The 25231-nt window shown below is 61.7% G+C and carries 21 protein-coding genes; 15 read left to right on the forward strand and 6 right to left on the reverse strand.

Annotation, left to right across the window (positions count from 1 at the left end):
* Positions 1–33 precede the first annotated feature (33 nt).
* The 7 genes from BLS41_RS04355 to BLS41_RS04385 all read left to right on the forward strand — a co-directional run bounded on the left by BLS41_RS04355 (position 34) and on the right by BLS41_RS04385 (position 9771).
* Positions 34–1419: an undecaprenyl-phosphate glucose phosphotransferase gene (locus BLS41_RS04355; RefSeq protein WP_074763170.1), complete on the forward strand. Its 1386-nt coding sequence runs from the start codon at positions 34–36 to the stop codon at positions 1417–1419.
* Positions 1420–1490: 71 nt separating this feature from the next.
* Positions 1491–2630 (forward strand): polysaccharide biosynthesis/export family protein, encoded by a 1140-nt coding sequence (locus BLS41_RS04360; protein WP_083379927.1) that lies wholly within the window; start codon positions 1491–1493, stop codon positions 2628–2630.
* Between the two features lie 58 nt (positions 2631–2688).
* On the forward strand, positions 2689–4923 hold the full coding sequence (locus tag BLS41_RS04365; RefSeq protein WP_074763172.1) for a polysaccharide biosynthesis tyrosine autokinase: 2235 nt from the start codon (positions 2689–2691) through the stop codon (positions 4921–4923).
* Between the two features lie 85 nt (positions 4924–5008).
* Positions 5009–6127 carry a GDP-mannose 4,6-dehydratase gene (gmd, locus tag BLS41_RS04370; protein ID WP_074763173.1) on the forward strand — a complete coding sequence of 373 codons (1119 nt, stop codon included), beginning with the start codon at positions 5009–5011 and terminating at the stop codon, positions 6125–6127.
* A 4-nt stretch (positions 6128–6131) separates the two neighbouring features.
* Positions 6132–7079: a GDP-L-fucose synthase family protein gene (locus BLS41_RS04375; RefSeq protein WP_074763174.1), complete on the forward strand. Its 948-nt coding sequence runs from the start codon at positions 6132–6134 to the stop codon at positions 7077–7079.
* A 160-nt stretch (positions 7080–7239) separates the two neighbouring features.
* Positions 7240–8382: a glycosyltransferase family 4 protein gene (locus tag BLS41_RS04380; RefSeq protein WP_074763175.1), complete on the forward strand. Its 1143-nt coding sequence runs from the start codon at positions 7240–7242 to the stop codon at positions 8380–8382.
* A gap of 57 nt (positions 8383–8439) precedes the next feature.
* Entirely contained in the window at positions 8440–9771 is a 1332-nt protein-coding gene (locus tag BLS41_RS04385) for a glycosyltransferase WbuB (protein ID WP_074763176.1), read from the forward strand.
* Between the two features lie 29 nt (positions 9772–9800).
* Here the strand turns inward: BLS41_RS04385 and BLS41_RS04390 are convergent, their stop codons facing one another.
* A complete protein-coding gene (locus tag BLS41_RS04390; RefSeq protein ID WP_074763177.1) occupies positions 9801–10298 on the reverse strand; it encodes a hypothetical protein in 498 nt (165 codons plus the stop codon).
* Between the two features lie 184 nt (positions 10299–10482).
* Here BLS41_RS04390 and BLS41_RS04395 point away from each other — a divergent pair, with 184 nt between their 5' ends.
* Positions 10483–11133 carry an LbetaH domain-containing protein gene (locus tag BLS41_RS04395; protein WP_074763178.1) on the forward strand — a complete coding sequence of 217 codons (651 nt, stop codon included), beginning with the start codon at positions 10483–10485 and terminating at the stop codon, positions 11131–11133.
* A 225-nt stretch (positions 11134–11358) separates the two neighbouring features.
* Positions 11359–13095 (forward strand): FAD-dependent oxidoreductase, encoded by a 1737-nt coding sequence (locus BLS41_RS04400; protein ID WP_074763179.1) that lies wholly within the window; start codon positions 11359–11361, stop codon positions 13093–13095.
* A 118-nt stretch (positions 13096–13213) separates the two neighbouring features.
* Here the strand turns inward: BLS41_RS04400 and BLS41_RS04405 are convergent, their stop codons facing one another.
* Together BLS41_RS04405 and BLS41_RS04410 are read right to left on the reverse strand one after the other, a co-directional pair.
* Entirely contained in the window at positions 13214–14428 is a 1215-nt protein-coding gene (locus tag BLS41_RS04405) for a glycosyltransferase (protein WP_074763180.1), read from the reverse strand.
* Positions 14425–15936 carry a hypothetical protein gene (locus BLS41_RS04410; RefSeq protein WP_074763181.1) on the reverse strand — a complete coding sequence of 504 codons (1512 nt, stop codon included), beginning with the start codon at positions 15934–15936 and terminating at the stop codon, positions 14425–14427. The genes BLS41_RS04405 and BLS41_RS04410 overlap by 4 nt, the downstream gene beginning before the upstream one ends.
* A 283-nt stretch (positions 15937–16219) precedes the next feature.
* Here BLS41_RS04410 and BLS41_RS04415 point away from each other — a divergent pair, with 283 nt between their 5' ends.
* Positions 16220–17383, forward strand: coding sequence for an acyltransferase family protein (locus BLS41_RS04415; RefSeq protein WP_074763182.1), 1164 nt, complete (start codon positions 16220–16222; stop codon positions 17381–17383).
* A gap of 102 nt (positions 17384–17485) precedes the next feature.
* Here the strand turns inward: BLS41_RS04415 and BLS41_RS04420 are convergent, their stop codons facing one another.
* Entirely contained in the window at positions 17486–18673 is a 1188-nt protein-coding gene (locus BLS41_RS04420) for a glycosyltransferase (RefSeq protein ID WP_074763183.1), read from the reverse strand.
* Between the two features lie 349 nt (positions 18674–19022).
* On the opposite strand from BLS41_RS04420, the gene BLS41_RS04425 reads away from it, so the two are divergent.
* Complete coding sequence (locus tag BLS41_RS04425; RefSeq protein WP_074763184.1) at positions 19023–20276, forward strand: oligosaccharide flippase family protein; 1254 nt, start codon at positions 19023–19025, stop codon at positions 20274–20276.
* Positions 20276–21349: a glycosyltransferase gene (locus BLS41_RS04430; RefSeq protein ID WP_074766282.1), complete on the forward strand. Its 1074-nt coding sequence runs from the start codon at positions 20276–20278 to the stop codon at positions 21347–21349. The genes BLS41_RS04425 and BLS41_RS04430 overlap by 1 nt, the downstream gene beginning before the upstream one ends.
* Positions 21350–21453: 104 nt before the next feature.
* On the opposite strand, the gene BLS41_RS04435 is transcribed toward BLS41_RS04430, so the two are convergent.
* Positions 21454–21909, reverse strand: coding sequence for a hypothetical protein (locus tag BLS41_RS04435; protein ID WP_074763185.1), 456 nt, complete (start codon positions 21907–21909; stop codon positions 21454–21456).
* Here BLS41_RS04435 and BLS41_RS04440 point away from each other — a divergent pair.
* Entirely contained in the window at positions 21884–22849 is a 966-nt protein-coding gene (locus BLS41_RS04440) for a hypothetical protein (RefSeq protein WP_143026216.1), read from the forward strand. The two genes, BLS41_RS04435 and BLS41_RS04440, sit on opposite strands and share 26 nt — an antisense overlap.
* A gap of 375 nt (positions 22850–23224) precedes the next feature.
* Here the strand turns inward: BLS41_RS04440 and BLS41_RS04445 are convergent, their stop codons facing one another.
* A complete protein-coding gene (locus BLS41_RS04445; RefSeq protein ID WP_074763187.1) occupies positions 23225–23839 on the reverse strand; it encodes a hypothetical protein in 615 nt (204 codons plus the stop codon).
* A gap of 281 nt (positions 23840–24120) precedes the next feature.
* On the opposite strand from BLS41_RS04445, the gene BLS41_RS04450 reads away from it, so the two are divergent.
* The gene (locus tag BLS41_RS04450) at positions 24121–24519 is read left to right on the forward strand and encodes a hypothetical protein (protein ID WP_253189615.1); all 399 of its coding nucleotides are present in this window, start codon (positions 24121–24123) and stop codon (positions 24517–24519) included.
* 398 nt (positions 24520–24917) lie between these two features.
* Entirely contained in the window at positions 24918–25208 is a 291-nt protein-coding gene (gene groES, locus BLS41_RS04455; protein WP_007178996.1) for a co-chaperone GroES, read from the forward strand.
* The last annotated feature ends 23 nt before the right edge of the window (positions 25209–25231 follow it).

Here is a 25231-nt window from a genome sequence, read left to right on the forward strand (position 1 = left end):
AACGTCAGGAACGGCAAGAACGAGGTAAGCAAAATGCGCAGGTTTCAGGATTTGCTCGCGCGAGTTTTCGATGTCGCGTTGGTGTTGGCGGGGGCGACGGTGGCGTCGCAGATCCGCTTTGATTACCTCGCTCAATCCGGGTTCTATTGGGCGCTCGTGATGTTTTCGGCCGCGTTTGCGCTGGCTATTTTCCCGGCCTTCGGTGTCTACGAATCGTGGCGTGGCCGTTCCAAGCTGGCGCTCGCGGGTCAGGTGTCGCTCGCGTGGTTGATGGTGCAGGGCAGTGCGCTCGTGCTGATGTATTCGCTGCATCGGGCCGATCTCGTTTCGCGGTTGTGGTTCTCGTACTGGACGGCAAGCACAGGCGGCTTTCTGATCGCTTACCGGTTGATCACGCATGCGGTGCTCGGCCGCGCTCGCGGCGCCGGCATGAATCTGCATCAGGTGGCGATCGTGGGGAGTGGCTCGCAGTGCAACGCAATCATTCGTCGTATCGAATCGACACCGACGGCAGGCTTTCACGCAACCGCCGTCTACAACACGCGGCCCGACGAATCGACGGTGACGAATTCACGCGTGCCGGTATTCGAAAGTGTGGATGCGCTAGCCAATTACATCCGCACGAATGACGTGCATGAATTGTGGCTGATGCTCTCGCTTACCGAGGAGCCGCTGATCTGCTCGCTGATCGGCGAATTCCGCGACGATCTGGTGAACATCCGCTTCATGCCCGACGTGCGCAGTCATGCGCTGTTCGAAGGCAGCGGCGTGATCGATCTGCTCGGCGTGCCGGCGATCAATCTGGTGGCCTCGCCGCTGTCGGCCAGCTCGATGCTGAAGAAAGAGATCTTCGACCGGCTGTTCGCCGCGACTGCACTGATTGCACTCGCACCGCTGATGCTCGGCATCGCCGTCGCGGTGAAGCTGTCGTCGCGCGGCCCGATTCTCTTCAGACAGAAGCGCAAGGGAGCGGACGGCCGGGTCTTCACGATCTACAAATTCCGCTCGATGCGTCTGCATACCGAAGCGAAAGGCACGCTCAGCCAGGCCACGCGTCACGATAAACGCGTCACGAAAGTGGGCGCATTCCTGCGCCGCACGAGCCTCGACGAGCTGCCGCAATTTTTCAACGTATTGCTGGGCGACATGTCGGTCGTCGGACCGCGTCCCCATGCACTCGAGCACGACGACCTCTATCAGAAAGTGGTCGCGGGCTACATCAATCGCTATCGCATCAAGCCGGGCATTACGGGATGGGCACAGATCAACGGCTTTCGTGGCGAGACTGACCGCATAGAGAAGATGGAACGTCGTGTCGAACATGACCTGTACTACCTGGGCCATTGGTCGTTCGGACTCGACATGCGGATTATCGGCGCGACGATCGTCGCAGGACTGGTGCATCGAAACGCTTACTAAGTAGTTAAAAACACGTCCAGCACGCTTCTCCCCCGAGAACGTTCGCTGTGGCGCTAGGAGGAAGGAACATCATGAGCTCACTTGGGTTACGCACGGGAAGTCTCCTGGTCTTCACCACGGCCGCACTGCTTTCCGGATGCGGGATCGCTCCGGGCCAGCGGATGATCACGCCGGCGGCGGTACAGGACACTGGGGGTGATTTCAGCACCGAAGCGTCGCAGCAACAGCAGATTCCGATCACGGACATCAACCTGTCGCTGCTGCGCAAGATGAACGCGGACAACGCGTCGGCGGCAGTTCCGTCGAAGACGCTTGGCCTGTTCGGCAAACCGGTGGCCTACAAGGCCGGTCCCGGCGACGTTCTGCAGATCGTCGTCTGGGATCACCCGGAACTGGCCGCCGCGCTCGGCCAGCCGCCGCAAAACTCGAAGACGTCGGACGCGATGCCCGGCTTCCTCGTCGACGAAAACGGCGACGTCCAGTTTCCGTATGCCGGCACGCTGCACGTGGCAGGCAAGGACTCCGCCCAGATCCAGAAAGAGCTGCATAGCCGTTTGAGCAAGGTTTATCAGAAGCCGGAAGTGACGGTGCGGATCGCGTCGTTCCGCGCGTCGCAGGTTTATCTCGACGGCGAAGTACGCACGCCGGGCGCGCAGTCGGTCAACGACATTCCGATGTCGCTGACGATGGCGATCAACCAGGGCGGCGGCTTTACCGCGAATGCCGATCGCAGCCGCGTGGAACTGGTCCGCAACGGCGTCAACTATCCGATCAACGTTGACGACCTGATCAAGCGCGGCCGCAATCCGTCGGACATTTATCTGCAACCGGGCGACCTGGTGCGCGTGGCGGCTCGTGAAGACAGCGGCGTGTATGTAATGGGCGAAGTCAACAAGCCCGCCACGATCCTGCCGATGCGCAACGGCTCGATGACGCTTTCTCAAGCCATCTCGGACAGCGGCAGCTTCGACTCGAACACGGCGGCGGCACGTCAGTTGTTCGTGATCCGCAATTCGACCAGCGAATCGCCGCAGATCTATCACCTCGACGCGACCTCGCCGGTCTCGATGATTCTCGCGAATCAGTTCGAGCTTCAGCCGAAAGACGTCGTGTATGTCGGACAAGGTGGTCTGGTCCGCTTCAACCGTGTGCTGAACCTGCTGCTGCCGGCGATCAACGCGGCTGTGACGGGCGCGGTGCTCGCGAAGTAACAGCCGTGCAACGCAACACGTGAAACTTGAACCGCCGGGCTTTGTTGGGTGAAGAAAAATGGCCATCAACTTCGAAAACCGTTACACCGACGTGTCCGGACCGGACGAGCTTCATTTGTCGGACTATCTCCGCACGATAGTGCGCGGTTGGCGCACCGTTCTGATGGTGACGCTGATCGCGCTTGCACTGGGGTGCGCTTACGCGTTCCTCGCGCCGCCGACGTACCGGGCGGACGTGCTGTTTCACGTCGAAGACAAGACGGCCAATGCCAATGGGAACGGCAAGGATTCCTTGCCGCCGCTCACCGGCATGTTCGACACCAAGCCGTCCACGGCGGCCGAGATCGAGTTGCTGAAGTCGCGGCTCGTCACGGAAGAAACCGTGCGCAATCTGCACCTCGACATCTCGGCATCGCCGCGCTATTTCCCCGTGATCGGCGGGATGATCGCGGGGCTGGTGAACGGGCAGTGGGGATTCAGATTGCCGCAGTTCATCAACCTGTCCGGCTTCGCCTGGGGTGACGAGGCGATTTCGGTGTCGCGCTTCGATACGTCGAAGGAAATGTACGACACCACCTTCACGCTGGTGGCGGGCGCCGACGGCACCTATGTGCTGCGTGATCGCAACGGTATCGCGATTCTCTCCGGCAAGGTGGGCGAGACCGTCGAAACCGATACTGCCGATGGTCCGATCACGCTGCACGTCGACAAGCTGGTCGGTGCACCTGGCTCGCGTTTCGAATTGCAACGCGCGTCGACGCTGAGCACGGTGGATCGTCTGCAGAAGGCGCTGGTCGTGCAGGAAACCACGCTGCAATCGGGCGTGATCCGCACGAGCCTCGAAGGCGGCGACCCGGCGTTGACGGCAGCGATCGTCAACAGCATGGCGCGTGAATTCGTGCGCCAGGACGTGGCGAGCCGTTCGACCGAAGCCGAGCACATGCTGGCGTTCCTCGATCAGCAACTGCCGGGTTTGCGCAAGGAACTCGACGACGCCGAGCAACGCTACAACAAGTTCCGCAACACGCATGGCACGGTCGATCTCGGCGAAGAAAGCCGCCTGCTGCTGCAACAGATCGTCGACAGCAAGACCAAGCTGCTCGATCTGCAACAGCAACGCGCGGAGATGATTCAGCGCTTTACGCCGAGCCACCCGGCCGTCGCCGCACTGGATGCGCAGATCGCCGCCTTGCAGGGCGCGCAGGCCAACATGAACCGCAGCGTAGCCGTGATGCCGGACACCGAGCAGACCGCTCTGCGTCTGCTGCGCGACGTGCATGTGAATACCGAGCTTTACACGAACCTGCTCAACAGCGCACAGCAACTGCGAGTAGCGAAAGCCGGTCAGGTGGGCAGCGTGCGCGTGGTCGATTTCGCCGAAACGCCTGACGAACCGGTGCGCCCGAAACGCGTGCTGGCGATCCTGATCGCGCTCGGCGGCGGTCTCGTGATCGGCATCATGCTGACCTTCTTCAAGCGCGCAATGTACGGCGGCGTCGAACGCCCGGACGAACTCGAAGCAATGCTCGGCGTGCCGGTGTTCGCGGTGGTGCCGCGCAGCCAGACGCAATTGCGTCTGCAGGAAAACGTGATGCTGCGCCGCCGTGGCCTGCATGTGCTGGCCCAGCAGGCACCGGAAGACATCGCCGTGGAAGGCGTGCGCAATCTGCGCACCTCGCTGCAACTCTCACTCGATCACGCCGAGAACAACGTCGTGATGATTACCGGTTCGCGGCCCGATAGCGGCAAGTCGTTCCTGTCGGTGAATCTGTCGGCTCTGGTGGCGTCGGCGAACAAACGCGTGCTGATTATCGACGGCGATATGCGGCGCGGCGACGTTCACTCGCACTTTGGTATCGCGCATCAACCCGGTTTGTCGGATGTGCTGAGCGGCGGCGATCTGGCGTCGATGATCCAGCGCGACGTGCTGCCTGGCCTCGACGTGCTCGCCAAAGGCACGCTGCCTTCGCATCCCGCCGAGTTGCTGATGAGCAAACGTTTCGAAACGATGCTCGAAGAACTGAAGCCGCAATACGACCTCGTGATCGTCGATACACCGCCGGTGCTCGCGGTCACGGATTCGACGCTGATCGGCAAATATGCGGGCACGACGTTGCTGGTGGTGCGCCACGGCCGTCATCCGCTGAACGAAGTGGCCGAAACGGCGAAGCGTCTGCGTACCGGCGGCGTCGGTATCAGGGGCGTGCTGCTCACCGACGTGCCGCAGGAAGGCGCGTTCCTCGGCTCGGGTTATCAAGGGGGGTACTACGGTTACGACAGCATCGCGGGTTGAGTGGACATCGAAAGGCCACCCAATCGCGATGTGGCGTTCGCACGGCAGGAATGGGTATCGCAAAGCTTAACGAGGAGAAGGCTTCATGAAACGCAAGGTCGCGCTGATCACCGGCATTACTGGACAGGACGGGTCGTACCTCGCTGAGCTGCTGCTCGCCAAAGGTTACGACGTACACGGCATCAAACGCAGGTCATCCCTGTTCAATACAGACCGGATCGATCACCTCTATCGCGATCCACACGACCCGGACCAGCGGCTCTTTCTGCACCACGCGGATCTGACCGATTCGACCAGCATCCTGCGCGTGATTCAACGCGTGGAGCCCGACGAAATCTATAACCTCGCGGCGCAGAGCCACGTGGCGGTGTCGTTCGAGGAACCGGAATACACGGCGAATGCGGATGGCCTCGGCGCGCTGCGGATTCTCGAAGCGATCCGTATTCTCGGCTTGCAGCACAAGACGCGCTTCTATCAGGCGTCGACGTCCGAGCTATACGGGCTCGTGCAGCAGGTGCCGCAATCGGAGACTACGCCGTTTTATCCGCGTAGCCCGTATGCAGTCGCGAAGCTGTTCGCGTACTGGACCACAGTCAATTATCGCGAAGCGTATGGGCTTTATGCGTGCAACGGGATTCTGTTCAATCACGAATCGCCGGTGCGGGGCGAAACGTTCGTCACGCGCAAGATCACGCGCGCGGTGGCGCGTATCGCGGTCGGCATGCAGAAGACGCTGTATCTCGGCAATCTGTCCGCATTGCGCGACTGGGGCCATGCACGCGACTACGTGGAAATGCAATGGCGCATGCTGCAACAGGATCTGCCTGAAGATTATGTGATCGCCACCGGCGTGCAGTACAGCGTGCGTCAGTTCGTCCAGCACGCGGCCGCCGAACTCGGCGTGACGGTGCGTTTCGAAGGCACCGGCGTGGATGAAATCGGCATCGTCGAAAAGGTCGAAGGACGCGAGATCAAGATGTCGCCGGGCGATGTGATCGTACGTGTCGATCCGCGCTATTTCCGGCCCGCCGAAGTCGAAACGCTGCTCGGCGATCCTTCGAAAGCGCACGCGAAACTCGGCTGGCAACCGACGACATCGTTTGCGTCGCTCGTTAAAGAAATGGTGCGCGCCGATTATCAGATTGCACGACGTGACGCGCTCGTCACGCTTGCCGGATTCACGGCGCTCGAACATCACGAGTAACGCGATGAACAAACACTCACGCATTTTTGTCGCGGGGCACCGCGGCATGGTGGGCTCGGCGCTGGTCCGCCGTCTGGTTGCCGAGGGCTACACCAATGTGGTCACGCGCACGCGAGCCGAACTCGATCTCACCGATCAGAAGGCCGTGAACGGCTTTTTCGACAGCGAGCAGATCGACGTGGTGTTGCTCGCGGCCGCACGCGTCGGCGGCATTTTTGCGAACGCGTCGCAGCCGGGCGAGTTTATCTACGAAAACCTGGTGATCGAAACCAACGTGATTCACGCTGCGTATCGGGCGAAAGTAGAGCGATTGGTGTTTTTCGGTTCGTCCTGCATTTACCCGAAGCAATGTCCGCAGCCGATTCGCGAAGAGTATCTGCTGACGTCGCCGCTGGAGCCGACCAACGACGCGTATGCGATCGCGAAAATCGCCGGTGTGATGCTCTGCAATGCGTACAACCGCGAATACGGCACGCAGTATGTGTCGCTGATGCCGACCAATCTGTACGGTCCGAACGACAACTACGATCTGAACAGCAGCCACGTGTTGCCTGCGCTGCTGCGCAAGGCGCACGAGGCGAGAGAAAGCGGCGCCGCCACGTTGACCGTGTGGGGGTCGGGTACGCCGCGCCGCGAGTTCCTGCATGTCGACGATCTCGCGGCGGCCACGTTGTTCGTGCTCGAACATAACGTGACGGAAGGGCTGTTCAATGTCGGCGTAGGCGAGGATCTGTCGATTCGCGAACTGGCCGAATGCATCTGCAAGGTGGTGGGTTTCGAGGGCGAACTCGTGTTCGACGCGTCCAAACCCGACGGCACGCCGCGGAAATTGCTCGACGTCTCGCGTCTGAAGGAAATGGGCTGGCACGCGACGACCGGTCTGGAGGCGGGCATTGCCGCCACCTATCGCGACTTCATCGAAACGCATTCGAGTTCGACGGCCACGGCTTGACAGGTTTGAAGCTGGGTCTGAAGCGAGACCCGATACGCTTCGCGCACAACCCGGAACCGCGAGGCGCGGCACCGGACGAGAGAACGAATACCAGTAGTGGCGTGCGGGCGTGACACGCGCCAGGCACGCAGGGACGATTTTTCGAGGAGCGGCATACAAAATGACAGCGTCAGTCACGATCTTCCATAACGTCGTATGGTCGCGCCACAAAGGTGTCGTCTTTTCTGCGCTGCATAACATTTCGGCATCCGGAGCAATCCGGTATTCGATGGTGCAGATCGCGGATACCGAGCACGACCGCGTCGGCTTTTCCGAGGTGGATTATTCGTTCCACCGCTATCCGATGCAGAAGCTGTTCGACGGCTGCTATGAAGATGTGCCGACGATGAAGATGATCGTCCGGCTCACATGGGAGGTGCTGAAGGCCAAATCCGATCTGATCGTATTGCCCGGTTATCACCGTCCCGAGTATTGGGCGATGCTCCTGGCGTGCATCGTGACCGGCAAGCGGCGTGCGGTATTTTGCGACTCCACCGCGCGCGACCGGCCGAAGAAGCTGATCACGTCGATTCCGAAAAGAGTGTTCTTTTCGCTGTGCGACGGCTATTTCGGTTTCGGCGAACGCAGCCGCGAATATCTGCTGTCGCTTGGCGCGAAACGCGAAAAGATTTTCGTGCCCTGCCAGGCCGCTGCATTGCCGGGGTCGTTCTCGCCGGAGCGCGCGCTGGTCGAGCGGGTCGCTGCGCGAGCCGGCGATCCGCCGGTGTTCCTGTTCGTGGGACGTCTGTCGGAAGAGAAGGGCATCGGCACGCTGATCGACGCGTTCGCGGGCCTGCGCAAGCGTATTCCGGCTGCGCGTTTGCGCATCGTCGGCACGGGTCCGATGGCCGATGCGTTGCACGCGAAGGTCGCCGAACTGGAGCTGGGCGACTCGGTGACGTTCGTGGGCAGTCTGCAGGACGAGCCGCTGACGCAGGAGTATTACCACGCGACCTGTCTGGTCCTGCCGAGTTATAGCGAACCGTGGGGGCTCGTAGTGAACGAGGCGCTCGCGCACGGTTGCCCGGCGGTGGTCAGCGAGAGTTGCGGCTGCGTGCCCGAGTTGGTGATCGACGGCGTGAGCGGGTATGCGTTCACTGCCGGCGACGTACCCGCTCTGCAGCGCACGATGCTCAAGGCGATGGAGGCATTCGCCGACGCCAGCGGTACCGCGCATCGCTGCATGGATGTGATTCGCCGCTTCGATCCCCCGTCTGCGGCCGCGAATATCGCTCGCGGCTGCGCATTGATGTTGAGCGACTGACACACAAGTTACGGCAGTGCCGACCCCGCGAAGACCACAAACGTTCTGGCAGCCACAATGAAGATTCTGATCTACGGCATCAACTACGCGCCGGAACTGACGGGGACGGGTAAGTACACGGCGGAAATGGCTGTGCTGCTCGCGAGCCGGGGTCACGAAGTCCGGGTGGTATGCGCACCGCCTTACTATCCCGAATGGCGCGTCGCGGCGGGTTTTGCCGCGTGGCGTTACCGGCGCGAGACACGCGACGGCGTGACGCTGTGGCGCGCGCCGCTGTGGGTGCCGTCGAATCCGACCGGCATCAAGCGGATACTGCATCTCGCGAGTTTTGCGGTGAGTTCGTTGCCCTTGCTCGCGCGCCACGCGCTGTGGCGTCCCGACGCGGTCATGATGATCGCTCCTACGTTGATGTGCGCGCCCGCGACGTTGGCGCTCGCGCGCGTCACGCGGGCCAGCGCGTGGCTGCATATTCAGGACTATGAAATCGATGCGGCATTCGAACTCGGCCTGCTGAAAAGTTCGCGTGGTGCTCGCGTGGCGCGCTGGATAGAAAGCGCGTTATTGCGGCGCTTCGATGCGGTTTCGTCGATCACGCGGCAGATGAGCGCCCGCGCTACCGCGAAGGGTGTGTTGCCCGCGCGCGTCGTGTGTCTGCCGAACTGGGTGGATTCTTCGAGCATCTTTCCGTTGCCGCGCGCGAGCGAATATCGCCAGCAGCTCGGCATCCCGGAAGGCCAGAAGGTCGTGCTGTATTCCGGGAACATGGGCGCGAAACAGGGCATCGAAACACTCGCGGATGCCGCCGCACTGCTCGCCGCGCGCACCGACGTGACTTTCGTTTTCTGCGGTAGCGGTGCTGCAAAAGAGAGTTTGCTCGCGCGTTGTGCGGGCTTGCAGAACTGCATCTTCATTCCGCTGCAACCGGCGGAGCGCCTGAACGAACTGCTCAATCTCGCCGATATCCACGTGCTGCCGCAACGCGGCGATGCTGCCGATCTCGTCATGCCGTCCAAACTCACGGGCATGTTCGCCAGCGGTCGCGCGACCGTGGCGATGGCGCGTCGCGGCACGGCCTTGCATGAGGCAGTGAGCCCGCGCGGTGTGGTGGTGCCACCCGACAACGTCAAGGCGCTGGTGGCCGCGATCAACGTGCTGGCGAGCGATGCGGAGCGGCGTGCGGCGCTTGGCCGTGCCGCGCGTCATTACGCGGAGAGCACGTTGTCGCCGGAGTCGACGATTCAGACCTTTGAGGAAAAGCTGGCGACGGTGTTTCGTCAGGCAGGCGTGAGGCGGGTGAAGACAGGTGCCGCGTATTTCAGTCAGCGGCCTTCCACTGTCGTAGCCAGGCCGAGCAAGCCGGCTACCGCGGAGGAAGCCGCGCCGGATTGATCCGGTACGCGGCCATCATGACGGCAACCTCACCAGGGCGAACGATAGACCGTGCGCTTACTCGCGTACGGATCGGCGTAAGCGTTTCTTGCGGCGCCTTCGGGTGTGAGGCCATCGGCTGCATTCGGACGGCCTGGCTGACCCGCTACGCGCATCGCGCCATTCGCTGCGCCGGGTGCTTTGCGTTGACCTTTGCCGACGGCCGGGCGAGCGGCTTGCGCTGCCTGGCCGTCCCCATTCATCGTCATGCGCTGTTGGTCGGGAATTGCCGTGCGTTGTGCGTCGCCGAGACTAAGTTGCGGGGTGTCGCCGTCGCCGTAGTCGCGCGGTGCGCCGAGCAGCGATTGCTCCTTGACGCGATTTTTCGCGAGCCGGTCGGCCGGAGCCTGCATCGCGACGCCGTTATCGTTAGCGGCGGGTGCAACGGCGGGCGCTGCGTTTTGCGCGAGCGCCGGCGTGGCGCAGGCGGCGCATGTGGCGATGACCACGCATATCGAGCTAGCAGTGTGGCGGATCGAATGATTCATGTTGCCTCCAGGGAGATGCAGTCGTGTTGAAGCTATCGTGCGCCAGGCTTCACGCGCGTAGCCGCCAAAACGCTTGCCTGCACAGCCAGTGTGAAAAGTGCCGGAAGTACCCGAAAGATAATGGAAGGGAGCCGACGATGATGCAAGCGCATGCATACCATCGGTCGCGCATCGGAGAAAGATGATGGGCAAGATCGCCGACGATCCGCGAATCGCATATAGGCCGCCAGTCGAAGATGCGCATGAAGTTGAAAATGCGCATGAGAACGCGCAGGACGATGACCGTGTCATCGATCTGAGTCTCGCGGGGAAGGGAAATTACGAGGCGAAGCGCGGTGCGTTTATCGAGCTTCTCTGGTTCGTGATCGAAGCGTGTGTGATCAATAACAAACTGCTGCCGTTGTCCTTCGTGCGCGTGGCGTTGTTACGTCTGTTTGGCGCAAAGATCGGTACAGGTTGCCGTTTTGTGCATCCGTTGCGGGTGAAGGCGCCGTGGAATCTCGAGGTCGGCGACAAGTGCTGGTTCGGCGTCGACGTGTGGATCTATAACCAGACGCTGATTCGCATCGGCTCCAACGTGTGTATTTCGCAGGGCACGTTCCTCACCGCCGGATCTCACGACATGAGCACGACGATGGATCTGCGGGTCGCGCCGATCGTCATCGAGGACGGTGTGTGGATTACTTCGAAGTGCGTCGTTCAAATGGGCGTGACCATCGGTCGTTCTGCTGTAGTGACACCTTTGTCCGTCGTGCATCGCTCGCTCGAAGCTGAGGGTGTGTATGGCGGAAATCCTTGCAGGTTCATACGGAAACGTTTCGACTCCGTGGTGTGAACCGCAGACATAGAACCGCAGCGTCGATACGCTGGGGAGGCCAAGGTCGTGATCGTCGGGATTCGGTTGGCCGCCGCTGGAACCGTATGCGCCTGATGCGCTACGTCACCGGCGAAGCCCGCGAGATATTCGGTCGCGACGGGTTCGTTGTCTGCTTCTGCTTGCTGCTGTTGGGCGAAGTTAGCGACGTATCCGAAAATGCATCACGAAGATGGGGAGCAGCGGATGTTCATCGATACTCGTACTGTCGAACAAAACACCGTCGTTGAAACGACGGTCTGCATCATCGGGGGAGGTGTGGCCGGCATTACGCTGGCGCTGGAAATGTCGCGGGCGGGCGTGGACTCGTGCATTCTCGAGAGCGGCGGTTTCGGTCCCGACGACGAAACCCGCGACCTCTATCGCGGCGAAAACGTGGGCCTGCCCTATACCTTCGCCGACGGTTCGCGCAGCCGTTATTTTGGCGGCAGCAGCAATTGCTGGGGCGGGTGGTGCCGCCCACTCGATCCATGGGATTTTGAAAAGCGCGACTGGATTCCCCATAGCGGCTGGCCGTTCGGACTCGACGAACTCGCGCCGTACTATGCGCGCACGCATGAACTGCTGAAGCTGGGTCCGCAGAATTTCGATCCTGCTTACTGGGAGCGTGAGATTGGCCGCCGCGACGTGCGTCGCATGCCGCTTGCAACCGGCGATATGCGCGACACGGTGGCGCAGTTCAGCCCGCCTGTGCGTTTTGGCAAAGCGTATCGCGACGAGTTGTCGCGTTCGAAGCGGGTGCGGGTGTTCCTTCATGCCAACGCGCTCAATATCGACGCCGACGCGCAGGGCACGACAATCACCAAAGTGCGGGTTGGAACCATCAGCGGACGCAGGCTTTCGGTGCAAGCCAGGATTTTCGTGCTGGCAACGGGCGGCATCGAAAACGCCCGCATGCTGCTCGCGTCGAACGACGTGCAGAAGCAGGGGCTCGGCAATGCCAACGATCTGGTCGGCCGCTACTTCATGGATCATCCGCGGATGATGTCGGGCAAGGTGCGTTTCCGCCCGGGCAATGCGCGCAACAAGCTGTACGACATCAAGTATCACTATCAGAACGCGGCGGTGTCGGCGCACGGTACGAAGATCTCGTCGCAGTTCGCGCCGAAACAGGAAATGATGGAGCGCGAGCAACTGCTGAATTCGCGCGCGTGGCTGTATTCGAAGTGGTACGGCGAAGGCAGTGCGGGCTCCGAGGCGTTGATCCATTGCAAGGAAGCGCTGATGCAGAAAGATCAGCCCGGCCGCAGCCTGAAGCGGGATATCTCGACGATGATCGCGCACCCGCTGCATACGGTGGGCTATGGTCTGACGCGACTCCTGCAATGGCCCGCGCTGATCACCGACGTGACCTTGCAGGCGATCGTCGAAGCGGTTCCCGACCCGGATAGCCGGGTGACCTTATCGACCGATCAGCGCGATCGTCTTGGCATACCGCGCGTCAAGGTGGAGTGGCGTCTGGGCGATCAGGTGAAACGCACCTTCGACAAAACGTTCGCGCTGCTCGCCACCGAGCTGCAGATGGCGAATATCGCCGACGTCGAACTCGATGCGCCGCTCGAAGGCCGTCCGTGGCCCGCGAAGCTGGAAGGCACCTGGCATCATATGGGCACGACACGTATGCACGATTCGCCGCGCGAAGGGGTGGTCGATCGGGATTGCAAGGTGCACGGCATCAGCAATCTGTACGTGGGCGGCAGCTCGGTGTTTCCGACTGTCGGCGCGAACTTCCCGACTATCACGATCGCCGCGCTGTCGTTGCGTCTTGCCGGTCACCTGGTGCGGCAACTCGACGTGCCGGATATCGTCGACCGCAAGCGCACCGACGCCGCGAATAGTTCGACCATCGTGGCGGGACAGCCGCAGGTCGATACGCGGCCCATCGCTGCATCGACGTTGACGCCGTTAATGAAGGAGCGGTGAGTTGAAAGCGTGATGGGAGAAAACGATAACGGCGCGCATCGAGCGCGCCGTTATCGTTTGGAGGGGCGGTTGAGTGAAGCGCCGAAAGCGCGCGCGTAATGGTGTTTCAGCGGGTGCTTTAGCGGCTCTGCTGGGTCGCCTCGCGCAGCGTGGCCAGCGTGCCTGCCTCAGTACTACGGGCTTCGCCTTTCGTTTCCAGCAGCGCGGTCAGCTCGCTCACCATCGTCTCGACCCGGAACCGCGCATTGAACGTGCGAGTCGCCTGCGCACGCATGGCTTCGCGCGCGGAATCGTCGAGTTCGAGCCAGCGCACCAGATTCTTTTCCGTTCCATCGACCGTGTCGGCAGCCACCAGCCCCGCGCCGTCTTCATCGATTTCGCGCCATACGTTGACCTTATCGGAGATCAACGCCGGCAGTCCGCAGCCGAGCGCCTCGGCCACCGCGACACCGAAATTTTCCTGATGCGAGGGCAGCGCGAACACATCGCTCGCATGAAACGCGCCCCACTTGAGTTCGCCCTGCAGCATGCCCGGCAAACTCAAACGATGCGCGATGCCGGCCGCTTGCGCCTGCGCGCGCAGCGTCGCGACCCAGCCGGTTTCGTCGGGACCGGCAATCACGAGATGCAGCGCGGGGTCGCGTCCGGCCACGCGCGCAAATGCGTCGATCAGCAGATCGCAGCCTTTCTTTGCGTGAACGCGGCCGAGAAACAGCACGATGCGTTTGCCGCGCAAACTGGGGATCGCATTCAGAAAAGCTTCGCGTGCGGATACGGCGTCGAGCGCCGGCACGGTGGTGCCGAACGGCACGATCCGTTCATTCGCGCGATACAGCCAGAACGACTGCCGCGCGCGCGTGCGCTCCTCCTCCGTCGTGAAGATCACCGCGCGCGCGTCGCGCAGCACGCGATATTCGGCCCACGGCCAGTACAGCCACTTCTTCAGATGCTTGAGCGGATACGCTTCCTTGAACCACGGGTCGAGCATGCCATGCACGTACACGTAATACGGCACGTTGCTGTTGTGCAGCGCTTTCCATGCAGCAAAGCCATGGTATTGCCACAGACCGTGAACGATCACCGCATCGAAACGCTGCGCGTTTTCGGCGATCCACGGCGCGAAACGCTCGCAATAGCTATAGCGGTTTTTCGCCGGACCGAACGCATGAACCGGAAACGGAAACGCTGACACATGGGCGTCGGCAGGGGCGTCGCAACTCGCCACTTCGATTTCGTGTCCGGCTTCCTGCATGGCCAGGCCGCTGCGGCGCACGCCTTCAACCGGGCCGCCGCCGCGTGGATCGACACTGGGGAGCAGGTGCAGTATTTTCATCGGACGATAGTCGGTCGGTTGGAGCGTGGCGGCGGCGCTGCACGCGTGAGCAGCGCACCGAACTGCTTGGTGTCAGACGAAGACGACGACGTCGCCGCTGGCTTGCCTTGAGACACGCCGAGCGCCGAAGGGAGATCCGCGCGTCCTGTTCCAGGCTGAATGCGGTGCGGCAAATCCGGCATCATCGCGACCGGACGTCCGCGCGGCGCCCTCGGCGTGCGTGAGGAGCGAGCTGGCAGTGCGCGCTGCAAACGGCCGTGGGTGGCGATCATCAGACCCAGCGCAACGCCGAAGATCAGCCCTGAAAAACGCGGCCCCAGCGGATTGCCGCCGATCGTCGTGGCCGGCAACGCAGCGAACAGCATGATCGCGCGTCCGAGCACCGGCAACATGGGCGCGTCGGGTACGACCGTGCGCCAGTATCGATAGGAAAACACGCAGATGCCGAGCGCGGCCAAGGTGGCGAGCGGCATGCTGATGCCGAACAGCAAGCCGCCTGCGAAGAACTGATAGACCCAGAAGTTGTGGCCCGCGGCCCATTCGTTGATCGCATAAAAGTCTTTCTCGCTGAACTGACCGGCGAGGTCCGGCAGATACAGCGGCGAGTAGCGATAGTAGTGACCATAACCTTCGCCGAACAGCAGCGTTTCAGGCGACTGGGTTACCTGGTCATACTGATTACGCATTTCCGCGAGACGGGTGATCGTGGTCGGGTCCTTGCCCGACGCGGTTTCTTCAGACGCGAAGATGCGTTGGGTCCAGTGTTCGGCGACGGTCGGAAACGCGAGCGCCGCGACCCCCGCCATGCCGGCCAGCACGGCGCCGATCAGCAGGCTGCGGGTCATCGCGCGGCCGAGGTGCCGGATCGACGGTGCACTAAGCAATACCGCGAGCAGGAACAGCAGGACAGTGCCCACCAGCAGGCTGCGGGTCACGCTCAACAGTTCCACGAGGATGGTGCTTGCGAACACCGCGACCGTGAACACGGAGAAGCGTCGCGCCACGACGAATTCATGCAGCAGCACGGCCTGCAATCCGAGCAGCGTGACGGAGATAATGCGAAAGCGCACGTCTTCGAGATCGCCGCCGGTCGCCATCCCGTAGACGAAAGTGAAACCCGCGCTGATCAGATTCGCGACGAACAGCGCGCGTTCGAACTGCGAGATTCTGTATTCGCTCCACGGGCGGCAGGCGACCAGATAACCGAGCATGAACAGCACGAACGGCAGCAGCGTACGCAGATAATTGCCGACGTCGTTATCCTGAACCAGCTGGGCGACGATGCTGCCGAACACGCACAACATCATGCTGACGGTGACGACCGTACGCAGCCGCGCGCGTTCGTGAAAGCGCGGCGCGATGAGCAGCAGTGCGAGCCCTGCCGCCATCGACGGAATTACCAGCCCGAATTGTGCAAAGTGGCCCGTGGTTGCGTCGGTCGCTTTATAGTCGAACGCGAGCGGGATTAAAAAAATCCATATCCAGGGCGTTGCAAACTGGTGGCGCATTGCTGATTCCTCCCCGTTGCCATGATGGTGCCGTCGGTCTGGCGCGGACGGTCTCGCAGTGAATCATTGTGCGGAGAATATTTTGGTCCGTTAGTTACCCTGACCGCATTCGTCGCCGATTACCTGGGTTCTGGCGACGCAGGAAAGGGCATCCTCTGCAAGACGCGCGCACACTTGAGCAGGTTGTCGGTCAATGCCTTGAAGTTGGCGCGCACGACGGCGTGCTGCCACCGACTATGCGAAAAGGGCCATGCGCCTGCGATAAGCGACAGGGGAGAACAACATGAAGTTATTCGGCGGAACGGGGGCGACTAAAACGCCAAAAATTGCGGGTCGCGCGATCGAACTCGACTTCGTACGCGGTATCGCGATCATCATGGTGATGGGCTATCACTTTCACGCGGTTCACACCGGCAACTTCCTTATTCAGATCATTGAATATCCGCTGAAGAGTTTTGGGCGAGAAGGGGTCAACCTGTTCTTCACGCTCAGCGGTTTTCTGGTGGGTGGCCTGCTGCTTCGACAATACGCCGAAACCGGTCAGGTCGATGCGCGGCGTTTCATCATCCGGCGGATTTTCCGTATCTGGCCCGCGTATTACGTGCTGATCATCTTCCATATGCTGGCTGGACGGCATCCTTGGAATACGTTTCTTGTGCAGAATCTCACGCACTTGCAGAACTACCTGGGTACGTCGATTACGCAGACATGGAGTCTCGCGGTCGAAGAACATTTCTATCTGGTATTGCCCGCGTTGCTGCTGCTGTTCGCGCGCTGGAAATTGGGCGCATGGACGATCGTCAGCGTGCTCACTGCGATTTGCGCGGTGGTGCTCACGGCGCGCTGCTTCGCGGTGGCGGGCGGTGACCTTGAAGGGACTTTCGCCTACACACAATATCGGATCGACAGCCTGCTGGTCGGCGTCATTCTCTCGGCAATCTACTGGATGAAGCCGGGTATCTATCATCGCTTCGCGAGCCGCAAATGGACGCTGGTCGGCTGCGTCGCGCTGCTGTGTGCGTGGCTCGCGTTCGCGACGCCGCATGTCGCGCTCGATCAGAGCATCGGCTATACGATCCAGGCGCTTGGCTTCGGCGCGTTGATCGTGTTCGTACTCGAATACTCGGGGTCGTTGCGGACTTCCTGGGTGTATCGCGGAGTCGCATGGATCGGCCTTTATTCGTACGGTATTTACTTGTGGCATTCGCTGGCGCTCGCACCCGGCGACATGATCATTCGCAAGACGACCGCACTTGGCTTGCCGCCGAGCGTGATCTGGATCGTGGCGCTCTCCGCGCAATTCGTCATCGCAATCGGGCTTGGGTATGTGACGACGCGCGCGGTTGAATATCCGTTCCTGAAGATGCGCAACGCGCTGTTCCCGGAAAAACGCAGCAGTTCCGTGCGCAGCGAGGAAGTGCCGGTGGCGGGCGGGCAGCTCTCCTGAAATAGAAGGCTCAATAAAAACGGCGTCTATCGTGTAACGATGGACGCCGTTTTCAATTGGAGCGCAGCAGCATGGTGGGTCACGGAAAACCGCGTTAAGTACCTACGCCATCTGCTGCAGCAAAGTCTGCTTGAACTGCCCCAGCGTATGCCGTGAAAGAAGGTCTTCTCGCGCAGACGGCACGGTTTGCGGCGCATGCGGCCACGATGTCATGGTCTCGGTAATCGCCTTGCCGATCGACGCCGAACTGAGGTCGCTCAGGATCGGCCCCAATTCGCAACGCCGGCTGAACCAGCCGATCAAGCCATCTTCGGTTGCGATCACCGGCTTGCCGAAGCGATACGCCTGCACCAGCACGCCGCTCATTCCGTAATGACCTTTGTAACCCAACCATACCGCGTCGCACGCGGAGAACAGGTCGCGTTCGACATCGTTGGAGATGAAGTCGTCGAGTACCAGCGGCGCACGCGTGAGACTACGCACGTGGTTGCGCATGTAGTGACGCGTACTGGCATCCTGCTCGCCCGCGACGATTAACGTAGGCGCATGCTCCATACGCGTGAGTGCATGAACGAGTTCGTAAATACCCTTGCGTTCGGTAATCGAGCCGTACACCAGCAGGTAGCGCTGATCGGGTGAAAGACCGAGACGCTGGCGGGCGAGTGCCGGGTTTTCCGCTTTCTCATCGGGAAACGGATCGGCCACATAAGCGACGTTCGCGCTGTGTTTCGACGCGTGATGCGCGGCCCATTCGGGCAGCGTAGGGTCGATGGTCAGCAGCGTGCGCAAACCGGTGGTACGAATTGCGCGCTTGAACAGCAGTGCCTTGATCGCGTTGAGCACAGGGCGGTCCGGCGCCTTGATGCCGACCTTGTGATGATGAAAGGTCGAGCGCATCGTGATACCGATCCACGGCGTCGCGCCGAACGGCGAGCCGAGAAACGGCAGGCCGTAGAAGAAGTAATCGGCGTACGGCACGACTACCAGACGGATCGACTGCGTGCGGCTGATGATCGAATACACGCGTTTGAAATACCGGTGAAAACGCGCGTACTGGTTATTGCGCAAGCGATTACCGCCCGGTTCTTCGGGATCGACAAAAGCGATCTGCTGATCCGGCAGATTCGCCGCGCTGATCTGCCGCGCGAGCTTGTGGTCTTCGTTGTCGGGCTCGGTCACGAGCATGCAGGGATAGCCGGCTTCCGCGCAGGCCTGCATGGTCCATTCGACATAGCGCCAGCGATGCCCGGTCAGGTTGGGTTCAACAATCAGGACGTAGTCTTGTTCCATCGCGTAGGCAGCCGTTTACGTTATGACGTTATGCAGAAAAGCACCCCGGCGCCGGTCGATTTCCGGCGCTGACGGGGCAACGTTAGCATTGCCAAAGGGCATGGAATCGATAACTTGACCCGCTCTGTGGTTCACCGTACCAGCCCGCCGTGGCTTCGGCTGAACTGGGCTAGCTGATGGCGGTTGTCGCCGATTCTCTCGCGGTAAGGTCGTGCATGGTGTTCGATGAAAAACCTTGCCAGCTTGCTGGTTCAAACTAATTAATTGTGCGCCGGCGGCGTTTGCAGCGATCTGTTAATTCGCTGTGCGTGGCCGACCAGATGGCGCAACGATTCGACGGAGAGACAGCTTGCGGGCGATCAGGCTTCCGGCGTTCTCGATAGCGGGCAGTTTCGGCGCGAGTGCGGCAACATGGGTACTCCTGCAACAGTTCGCCGTGCGTGGACTTGTGGCGATCAAGTTTCTTGCTATCGGCCGGATGCTCGGGCCGGCGGCAATCGGCAGTGTCAGCGTGGCGTTGCTCGCAGTGGCGATTGCCGAGGCGCTCTCCGATACGGGACTCGCGCAGGCGGTGATTCAGGGTGAGCATCCGCCGACACGGCCGCAACTCGGCGCGGTGTGGACGACGTTGACCGCGCGCGGCGTGCTCATTTCGTTGCTGCTGGTGGCGCTCGCGCCGCTGTTGAGCAGCCAGTTCCATCTCGACGGGTCGCTGGTGCTGATCCAGCTTGCCGCGTTGCTGCCGCTGTTGCGCGGGATTGCGTCGCCGGCGTATTACGTCGTGCAGCGCGAACGGCGGTTTCAGCATATTGCGGGCGTCGAAATCGCGGCGTCGTTTCTCGACTGTTCGGCGGGGTTGCTGCTCGCCTATTTCGGCGCGGGCGCTGCCTCGGTGCTGATCGGCCTCGTCGCCGGTGAAACCCTGAAAAGCACGCTGACCTGGGTGACGATGAAACCCCGTCCGCCGATTCGCGCGGTGTGGTCGGGCATTGGTCACTACGTCGGTTTCAGCCGCTGGATCTGGGCCAGCAGTGTGATCAATCTGCTGCTCAATCAGTTCGACAAGGTGGTGGTTGGCAAACTGCTCGGACCGGCGCAACTCGGTAGCTATCAGATGTCGTCGCGACTCGCGCAGATGCTGCTCGCCGACGCTGCGATCGCGATGTCGCAATACCTTTTCCCGACATTCGCGGCGCATCATCGGAGGAGTCCGCAGGCCGCCGCGCGGGTCATCAGGATTTACCTGCTGCTGGTTGCGATCGGACTCGCGGCATTCGTCGTCGTACTCAGGCTGATCGCCGAGCCGCTGTTCTCGCTGATTCTCGGCGCGGCGTGGTTGCCCGCCGTGCCGCTGTTCCGCATTCTCGTGATCAATATGGCGATTGGCGCGTTGATCGCGGTACTCGTCGCTTATCTGCGCGCGGTCGGCGATGCGAAGGCGACGGTGCATGCGTCCGCGATTCAGGTGGTCGTGTTGCTGGCAAGCGCGCCTCCCGCCGTGCACTACTGGGGCGTGACCGGCATCGCCTGGTCGATGACGCTGGGTCTCGGCTGCGCCGCAGCGTGGATGCTGTTCAGGACGCTCACTGCAAGGACGCAATGATGCGGGTTTTTCATCTGGTTCTCGCACCCCGTCTGTCGGGCGCCGAGGTTCTCGCAAAGGATCTCGCGCTCGATCAATGCGCCGAAGGTATGGCCGTGGGCGTTGCGTCGTTGCTGCCCGCTCATGCCGACTTTGGGGCGTTGCAGGACGAGTTGCAACGTCACGGCGTGGAGTGCTGGTTTCCACGCCGGCGGCATCGCGCGTTGATCAAGCTGTGGAATCTCTTCGTCGCGGTGCGGCGGTTTCGCCCGGACGTGATCTTCGCGCATGCGACCATCCCGTCGTTTTACGCGCGTGCGTTGCCGCTGCGCGTGCCGGTGGTGTACGTGATGCATTCGGCGACCAACGACTTCGAGCGGCCGTTATTCCGGCGCGTCGAACATATTCTGTCGGGACGCGCGCGGGTCGTGATCGGCGTGTCGGAGCAGGGCGTGACGGATTACGTGCAGGCCATCGGCCCGCATCCATCGATGACGGTCGTACCCAACGGCGTCGACCTCGCGCGTTTTTCATTTACCGATGGCAGCGGGCGCGATGGCGCGGCGCCGCAGGTCGTGCAGATCGGCCGGTATGCAGCGGTGAAGAATCAGTTGCTGACCGTGCGGGCGTTTCGCGAGGTGCTCCGGGAAGTGAGCGACGCGCATCTCGTGTTGTACGGCGTGGTCGAAGATCCCGACTATCAGCGCGAGGTGATCGCGCTCGCGAAAGAGTTGGGCATTGCGGAGCGCGTCGAAGTGGCCGGTCCGCGTACCGATGTCGCGACGGTGCTGTCGGAGTCGAACGTATTCGTCATGCCTTCGCGTTCCGAGGCGCACAGTGTCGCGTTTCTGGAGGCGCTGGCGTCGGGCGTGCCGATCGTCGCGAGCAAGATTCCGGCGTTTGCGTTCGCGAACGGATTCCCCGGTGTGCAACTGGTCGATACCGACAACGTGCAGAGTTATGCCGACGCCGTTGTCGTCGCACTCGGGCAGGCGCGGGCGCAACGGTCGCTGGCCGGTCTTACGCTCAGGGATACCGCCGACCGCTATCGGGCGATTGCGCGGCAGGTCAGCCTGGCGATTTCAGCGCGTTAGCAACGGACTTCTGGTCCGGTCCCGGCTGTCCCTGTCATGAACCCGGGCAGCGACGCGCTATCGCGTGGTCTGCGATAGCGTGCGCCGTTTTCCTGATTGATTCATCAATGATGAGCGAGGATATCGCGCGTATCCGGCTGTGGTTCGGGCTGAGGCTCGACCGTCGGCTGGTCGATGGGGAAAGCGGTCTCGTGCATCGCGCGCGTGACCAGATGCCGTGCTTCCTTGCTGCCCGAATCGATCTGCAACGCCTCGCCGGCATTGCGCGATACGCACGTCCACCGCCCGATATATCCACAGCCTCGCGCGAGGCTCAGCAACGCGTCGCGCTCCTCTTCGCGGGTACGGACGGTCGCGCGCAGATTCAGCGCGTCGCGATTGCGCGGCTCTGCGGCGATTGCCGCGGCGAGTTGCGACTTTGCCCCCGACAGGTTGTTCGCCTGCAGTTTGGCGCGGGCGGTCTTGAGATAGCGCGAGATGTCCGGGCGTGGTTTATCCGGGACGGTGTCGGCGAGGTTCGTGGAGGCGCGTTTCGTGTCGGTTGGTGGTGTCAGCGACACTTTGCGCGAGGTTGGTGCGGTGGACGCTTTTGAAGCGGGCGTGGGCGCGGAGGTTGGTGCGGACGCCAACGTCGACGCTGGGGTTGACGTTGTTGTCGATTTTGGCGAAGGCGCTGGCATGGAGATCGGCTTGGATGCCAGCGTCGAAGCTGCTGTTGAAACCTGCGGCGATGTCGACTTTGCGGACGGCGTGGGTGCTGAAATCGCCGTGGACGCTAACGTCGAGGTTGGGGTTGACCTTTCCGCTGGCGCTGGCATGGAAATCGGCCTGGACGCCAGCGTCGAAGCTGCTGTTGAAATCCGCGGTGACGTCGATGTTGCGGACGGCGCCAACGTGGCGATCGGCGTGGATGCCAACGTCGAAGCCCTGGTTGAAACCTGCGGCGATGTCGACTTTGCGGACAGCGCCAACTCGGAGATTGACGTGAACGCTGGCGTCGACATCAAGGTTGAATTTTGCGCAGTCGTTGAATTTGCACGCCGAGGCGGTGCGGATATCGGCTTGGACGCCAGCGTCGAAGTCGGGGTTGAAATCGGCATTGCTGGAGAGGGCGGCGTCGGCGCGAGGATTGGTGTAGACGCCAACGTCGAGGCCGTCGGCACTGACTTTATTGGCGCCGCAGCGGCAGTCGTCACAGCCGCCATCGACGCCGACTTCAAACCATCCGCAGGCAGTGAAGCAGCCAGCGTCGTCACCAAAGGCGCACGCGCTGCCGCGGCCGGTTGCGCCGCGACATCCGCAGCCTTCTGGGCCACATTTGCCGCCGGTTTCCCGGCCACCGCCATCGACGCTTTCCCGTCTTGCGCCTTCGTCACCGCTCCGGACACCGCGACGGGCTCGCCCACGTTCGACTCGTTGCTATGGATAAACCCAAGATATACCGCCGACGTCACCGCCAGAATCGACGCGCTCAACGCCACGGGCATCCGCATTCGCTGATACAGGGTTCTCGTGAGTTGGGCTTCTTCGATGTCTTCATAACGAAGCGCCAGCGAACGCGACAACGGCCGCCATGTGTTGCGCGCCGGCCTGGTGGCGGGCAGCACCGTCTGGTACGGATTCCCAGGGGCACGCAGGGCAGACGACGCGGCAGTGCGCAGATTCAGCGCCCCGACAGGACGCGCATGGCACGCGGGACAAGGCAGGAAGCGGCCTATCAACTGCGCGCCGCAGTGTCCACATAGCCAGGAATCGAAGGATTCGGAAGTGATTTCACTAGACATGGCGATGTCGCTGACGGACGTCGAATGCCGGCATCCGGGTCAGCCCAGAGTCAAAGGGAACAAGGCACTGCAACGAGGCTCACCGCCTTCGTTACTGTGTGACGACGTAACCCCGCGCCTGCATGCACGCACCGTAGGCGGCCCAATATTGGGTCATCGGCGGCTCGGGTGCGGGCAGCGGCGGCAGCTTGACGCTGGACGCCGCGTTCGCCTGCAACGCGCCGCTCGCCGCTGCGTCCGATGCGCTGATGTCCGCGCCGCTTGCCGATGTCGCAGCGGTCGCGGTGGTGCCTGCGCCGTTGCCCGCAGTCGCCGCGTCCGTTGCTTTTGTCGACGAAGCGCCTGTACCTGCCGCAGCCGTAGCCGTCGTGCCCGTCGCCTGGACCCCCGACGCGCTCGCGTCAGGCGTGGCGGCCGGCATGCTCGCGCTCATCGGCGCGGCCGAGAAAGTGCTCGGCGGTAACGGCGGCCGAGCTGGAACGCCGGTCGACGAAGTTTGAGTCGCGGGCGGCTTGCGCGGTGGAATCTGCGATTCGCGCCTGATATCGACCTTGGTCTTTTTGTTCGCCTCCGCGTAGCACATCGCGTTGTCGATGCCGCGCTGATAGGCGCTTTGACTTCGGATGGGATAGGTGAGCGGTTGCCATGCATAGGCAGCATTGCTCAACACAATCAACGTTAATGCAGTGTATGTTTTAAATTCCATCGCAGTCGCTCCCGCAGCGATGTTTCGCCCATTAGGGCAACGGCCTTTCGCGGTGTTTTCTGTTGATTGCTGAGCGCGCCGTCAATTGGCGCGCGATGCCGCGAAGGCTCCTTACTTGAGCGTAACACCGGGTATTGGCGGCACAGTCGCCCGGATAGCGGGCGAAAACGCCATCCTGCTGTCAAATCAGGACAAACGCGCGCGAAATGGCGGAAAACGACGTGAGAGACAGGGCAATCCCTGGAGGGCGTCGGGAGCAGTCAGGCAGTCTGGAGGCGATCATGAGAAAGAGGCCGTGCTATTGCCGTAGAACGCTCTTGGCGGTGACGTCCGCGTTGTTTCTGTCGGCGATGCTGCCTGTTTCGGGCGCGTTGGGTGCGGAAGCCGCCGACGCCAAAGCAGAAGCCGCCGGGGAGCGCGCTCATTTTGCCCAGGCGTTCTGCCAGGCGTCGCCCGAACGCGTGGCTGCCTACAAGGCGCGACTGAAAGACCGGCTGTCCGATGCCGATGACTTCGACCGGCACTGGCAACTGGGATGGAGCCGCGCTGGCCGGCAAGTCCGGGACATGAGTTCTTTGCGCGACAGCAATCCCGAGGAATTCGCGTCGCGAATCAAGGTCAACTGCGAACGGCTCAAGTGGATGGCGGAAAATTCGCTGCGAGCGCGTCCGCAGAAATGAGGGCAGGGGCGGATTGGGCGGCGGGCATTCTTCATTCGTTTCGACCGGTAATCTGGCGAAACCTGGTGCTTGCCCGGATAAACCGCCTGTTTCCAGGGAGGTCAGGCTATTTGCCGCTAATCGGTGTCGGACCGCGGGCTGGCGATTGTGAATCGGTAGATGTTTGTTTTTAAACGAATATTTTTTGAATTCGACGAATTTTCCAGCGCCGCGAGATGTCTTTTCGAGTAAATCGCACCGTCTATCCCTCCCCCGAACCGCCATCCCCTTCTTGAATTTGTCACCACCCGTCCATATAATTGGCACTCACTGCACGAGAGTGCTAACAACATCGCCGGTTGGCTCAGCCAGCCGGGTTTTCTCAGCGTTCTTCAGTCTCAATCAAGAGAGGAGTATGTATGAACCTTCGTCCTTTGCATGATCGCGTGATCGTCAAACGTCTGGATCAAGAAACCAAGACCGCGTCGGGCATCGTGATCCCCGAAGCCGCAGCAGAAAAGCCGGATCAAGGCGAAATTCTGGCAGTCGGCCCGGGCAAGCGCGACGACAAGGGTGCACAAATCGCACTCGACGTGAAGGTTGGTGACCGCGTCCTGTTCGGCAAGTACGCAGGCCAGACCGTCAAGGTCGACGGCAACGAACTGCTCGTGATGCGCGAAGAAGACATCATGGCCGTGGTGCAGAAGTAAGCGCAAAGCCGCTACTTTTCCCG

Source organism: Paraburkholderia fungorum (assembly GCF_900099835.1).
In the GTDB taxonomy this organism is placed as follows: domain Bacteria; phylum Pseudomonadota; class Gammaproteobacteria; order Burkholderiales; family Burkholderiaceae; genus Paraburkholderia; species Paraburkholderia fungorum_A.

What these genes read in the sequence shown, in the direction of transcription:
- BLS41_RS04385 (WP_074763176.1), top strand. Translation starts at nt 8,440, where the DNA reads ATGAAGATTCTGATCTACGGCATCAACTACGCGCCGGAACTGACGGGG.
- BLS41_RS04360 (WP_083379927.1), top strand. Translation starts at nt 1,491, where the DNA reads ATGAGCTCACTTGGGTTACGCACGGGAAGTCTCCTGGTCTTCACCACG.
- BLS41_RS04375 (WP_074763174.1), top strand. Translation starts at nt 6,132, where the DNA reads ATGAACAAACACTCACGCATTTTTGTCGCGGGGCACCGCGGCATGGTG.
- BLS41_RS04415 (WP_074763182.1), top strand. Translation starts at nt 16,220, where the DNA reads ATGAAGTTATTCGGCGGAACGGGGGCGACTAAAACGCCAAAAATTGCG.
- BLS41_RS04445 (WP_074763187.1), bottom strand. Translation starts at nt 23,839, where the DNA reads ATGGAATTTAAAACATACACTGCATTAACGTTGATTGTGTTGAGCAAT.
- BLS41_RS04420 (WP_074763183.1), bottom strand. Translation starts at nt 18,673, where the DNA reads ATGGAACAAGACTACGTCCTGATTGTTGAACCCAACCTGACCGGGCAT.
- BLS41_RS04410 (WP_074763181.1), bottom strand. Translation starts at nt 15,936, where the DNA reads ATGCGCCACCAGTTTGCAACGCCCTGGATATGGATTTTTTTAATCCCG.
- BLS41_RS04390 (WP_074763177.1), bottom strand. Translation starts at nt 10,298, where the DNA reads ATGAATCATTCGATCCGCCACACTGCTAGCTCGATATGCGTGGTCATC.
- groES (WP_007178996.1), top strand. Translation starts at nt 24,918, where the DNA reads ATGAACCTTCGTCCTTTGCATGATCGCGTGATCGTCAAACGTCTGGAT.
- BLS41_RS04365 (WP_074763172.1), top strand. Translation starts at nt 2,689, where the DNA reads ATGGCCATCAACTTCGAAAACCGTTACACCGACGTGTCCGGACCGGAC.
- BLS41_RS04380 (WP_074763175.1), top strand. Translation starts at nt 7,240, where the DNA reads ATGACAGCGTCAGTCACGATCTTCCATAACGTCGTATGGTCGCGCCAC.
- gmd (WP_074763173.1), top strand. Translation starts at nt 5,009, where the DNA reads ATGAAACGCAAGGTCGCGCTGATCACCGGCATTACTGGACAGGACGGG.
- BLS41_RS04395 (WP_074763178.1), top strand. Translation starts at nt 10,483, where the DNA reads ATGGGCAAGATCGCCGACGATCCGCGAATCGCATATAGGCCGCCAGTC.
- BLS41_RS04405 (WP_074763180.1), bottom strand. Translation starts at nt 14,428, where the DNA reads ATGAAAATACTGCACCTGCTCCCCAGTGTCGATCCACGCGGCGGCGGC.
- BLS41_RS04430 (WP_074766282.1), top strand. Translation starts at nt 20,276, where the DNA reads ATGCGGGTTTTTCATCTGGTTCTCGCACCCCGTCTGTCGGGCGCCGAG.
- BLS41_RS04450 (WP_253189615.1), top strand. Translation starts at nt 24,121, where the DNA reads ATGAGAAAGAGGCCGTGCTATTGCCGTAGAACGCTCTTGGCGGTGACG.
- BLS41_RS04355 (WP_074763170.1), top strand. Translation starts at nt 34, where the DNA reads ATGCGCAGGTTTCAGGATTTGCTCGCGCGAGTTTTCGATGTCGCGTTG.
- BLS41_RS04400 (WP_074763179.1), top strand. Translation starts at nt 11,359, where the DNA reads ATGTTCATCGATACTCGTACTGTCGAACAAAACACCGTCGTTGAAACG.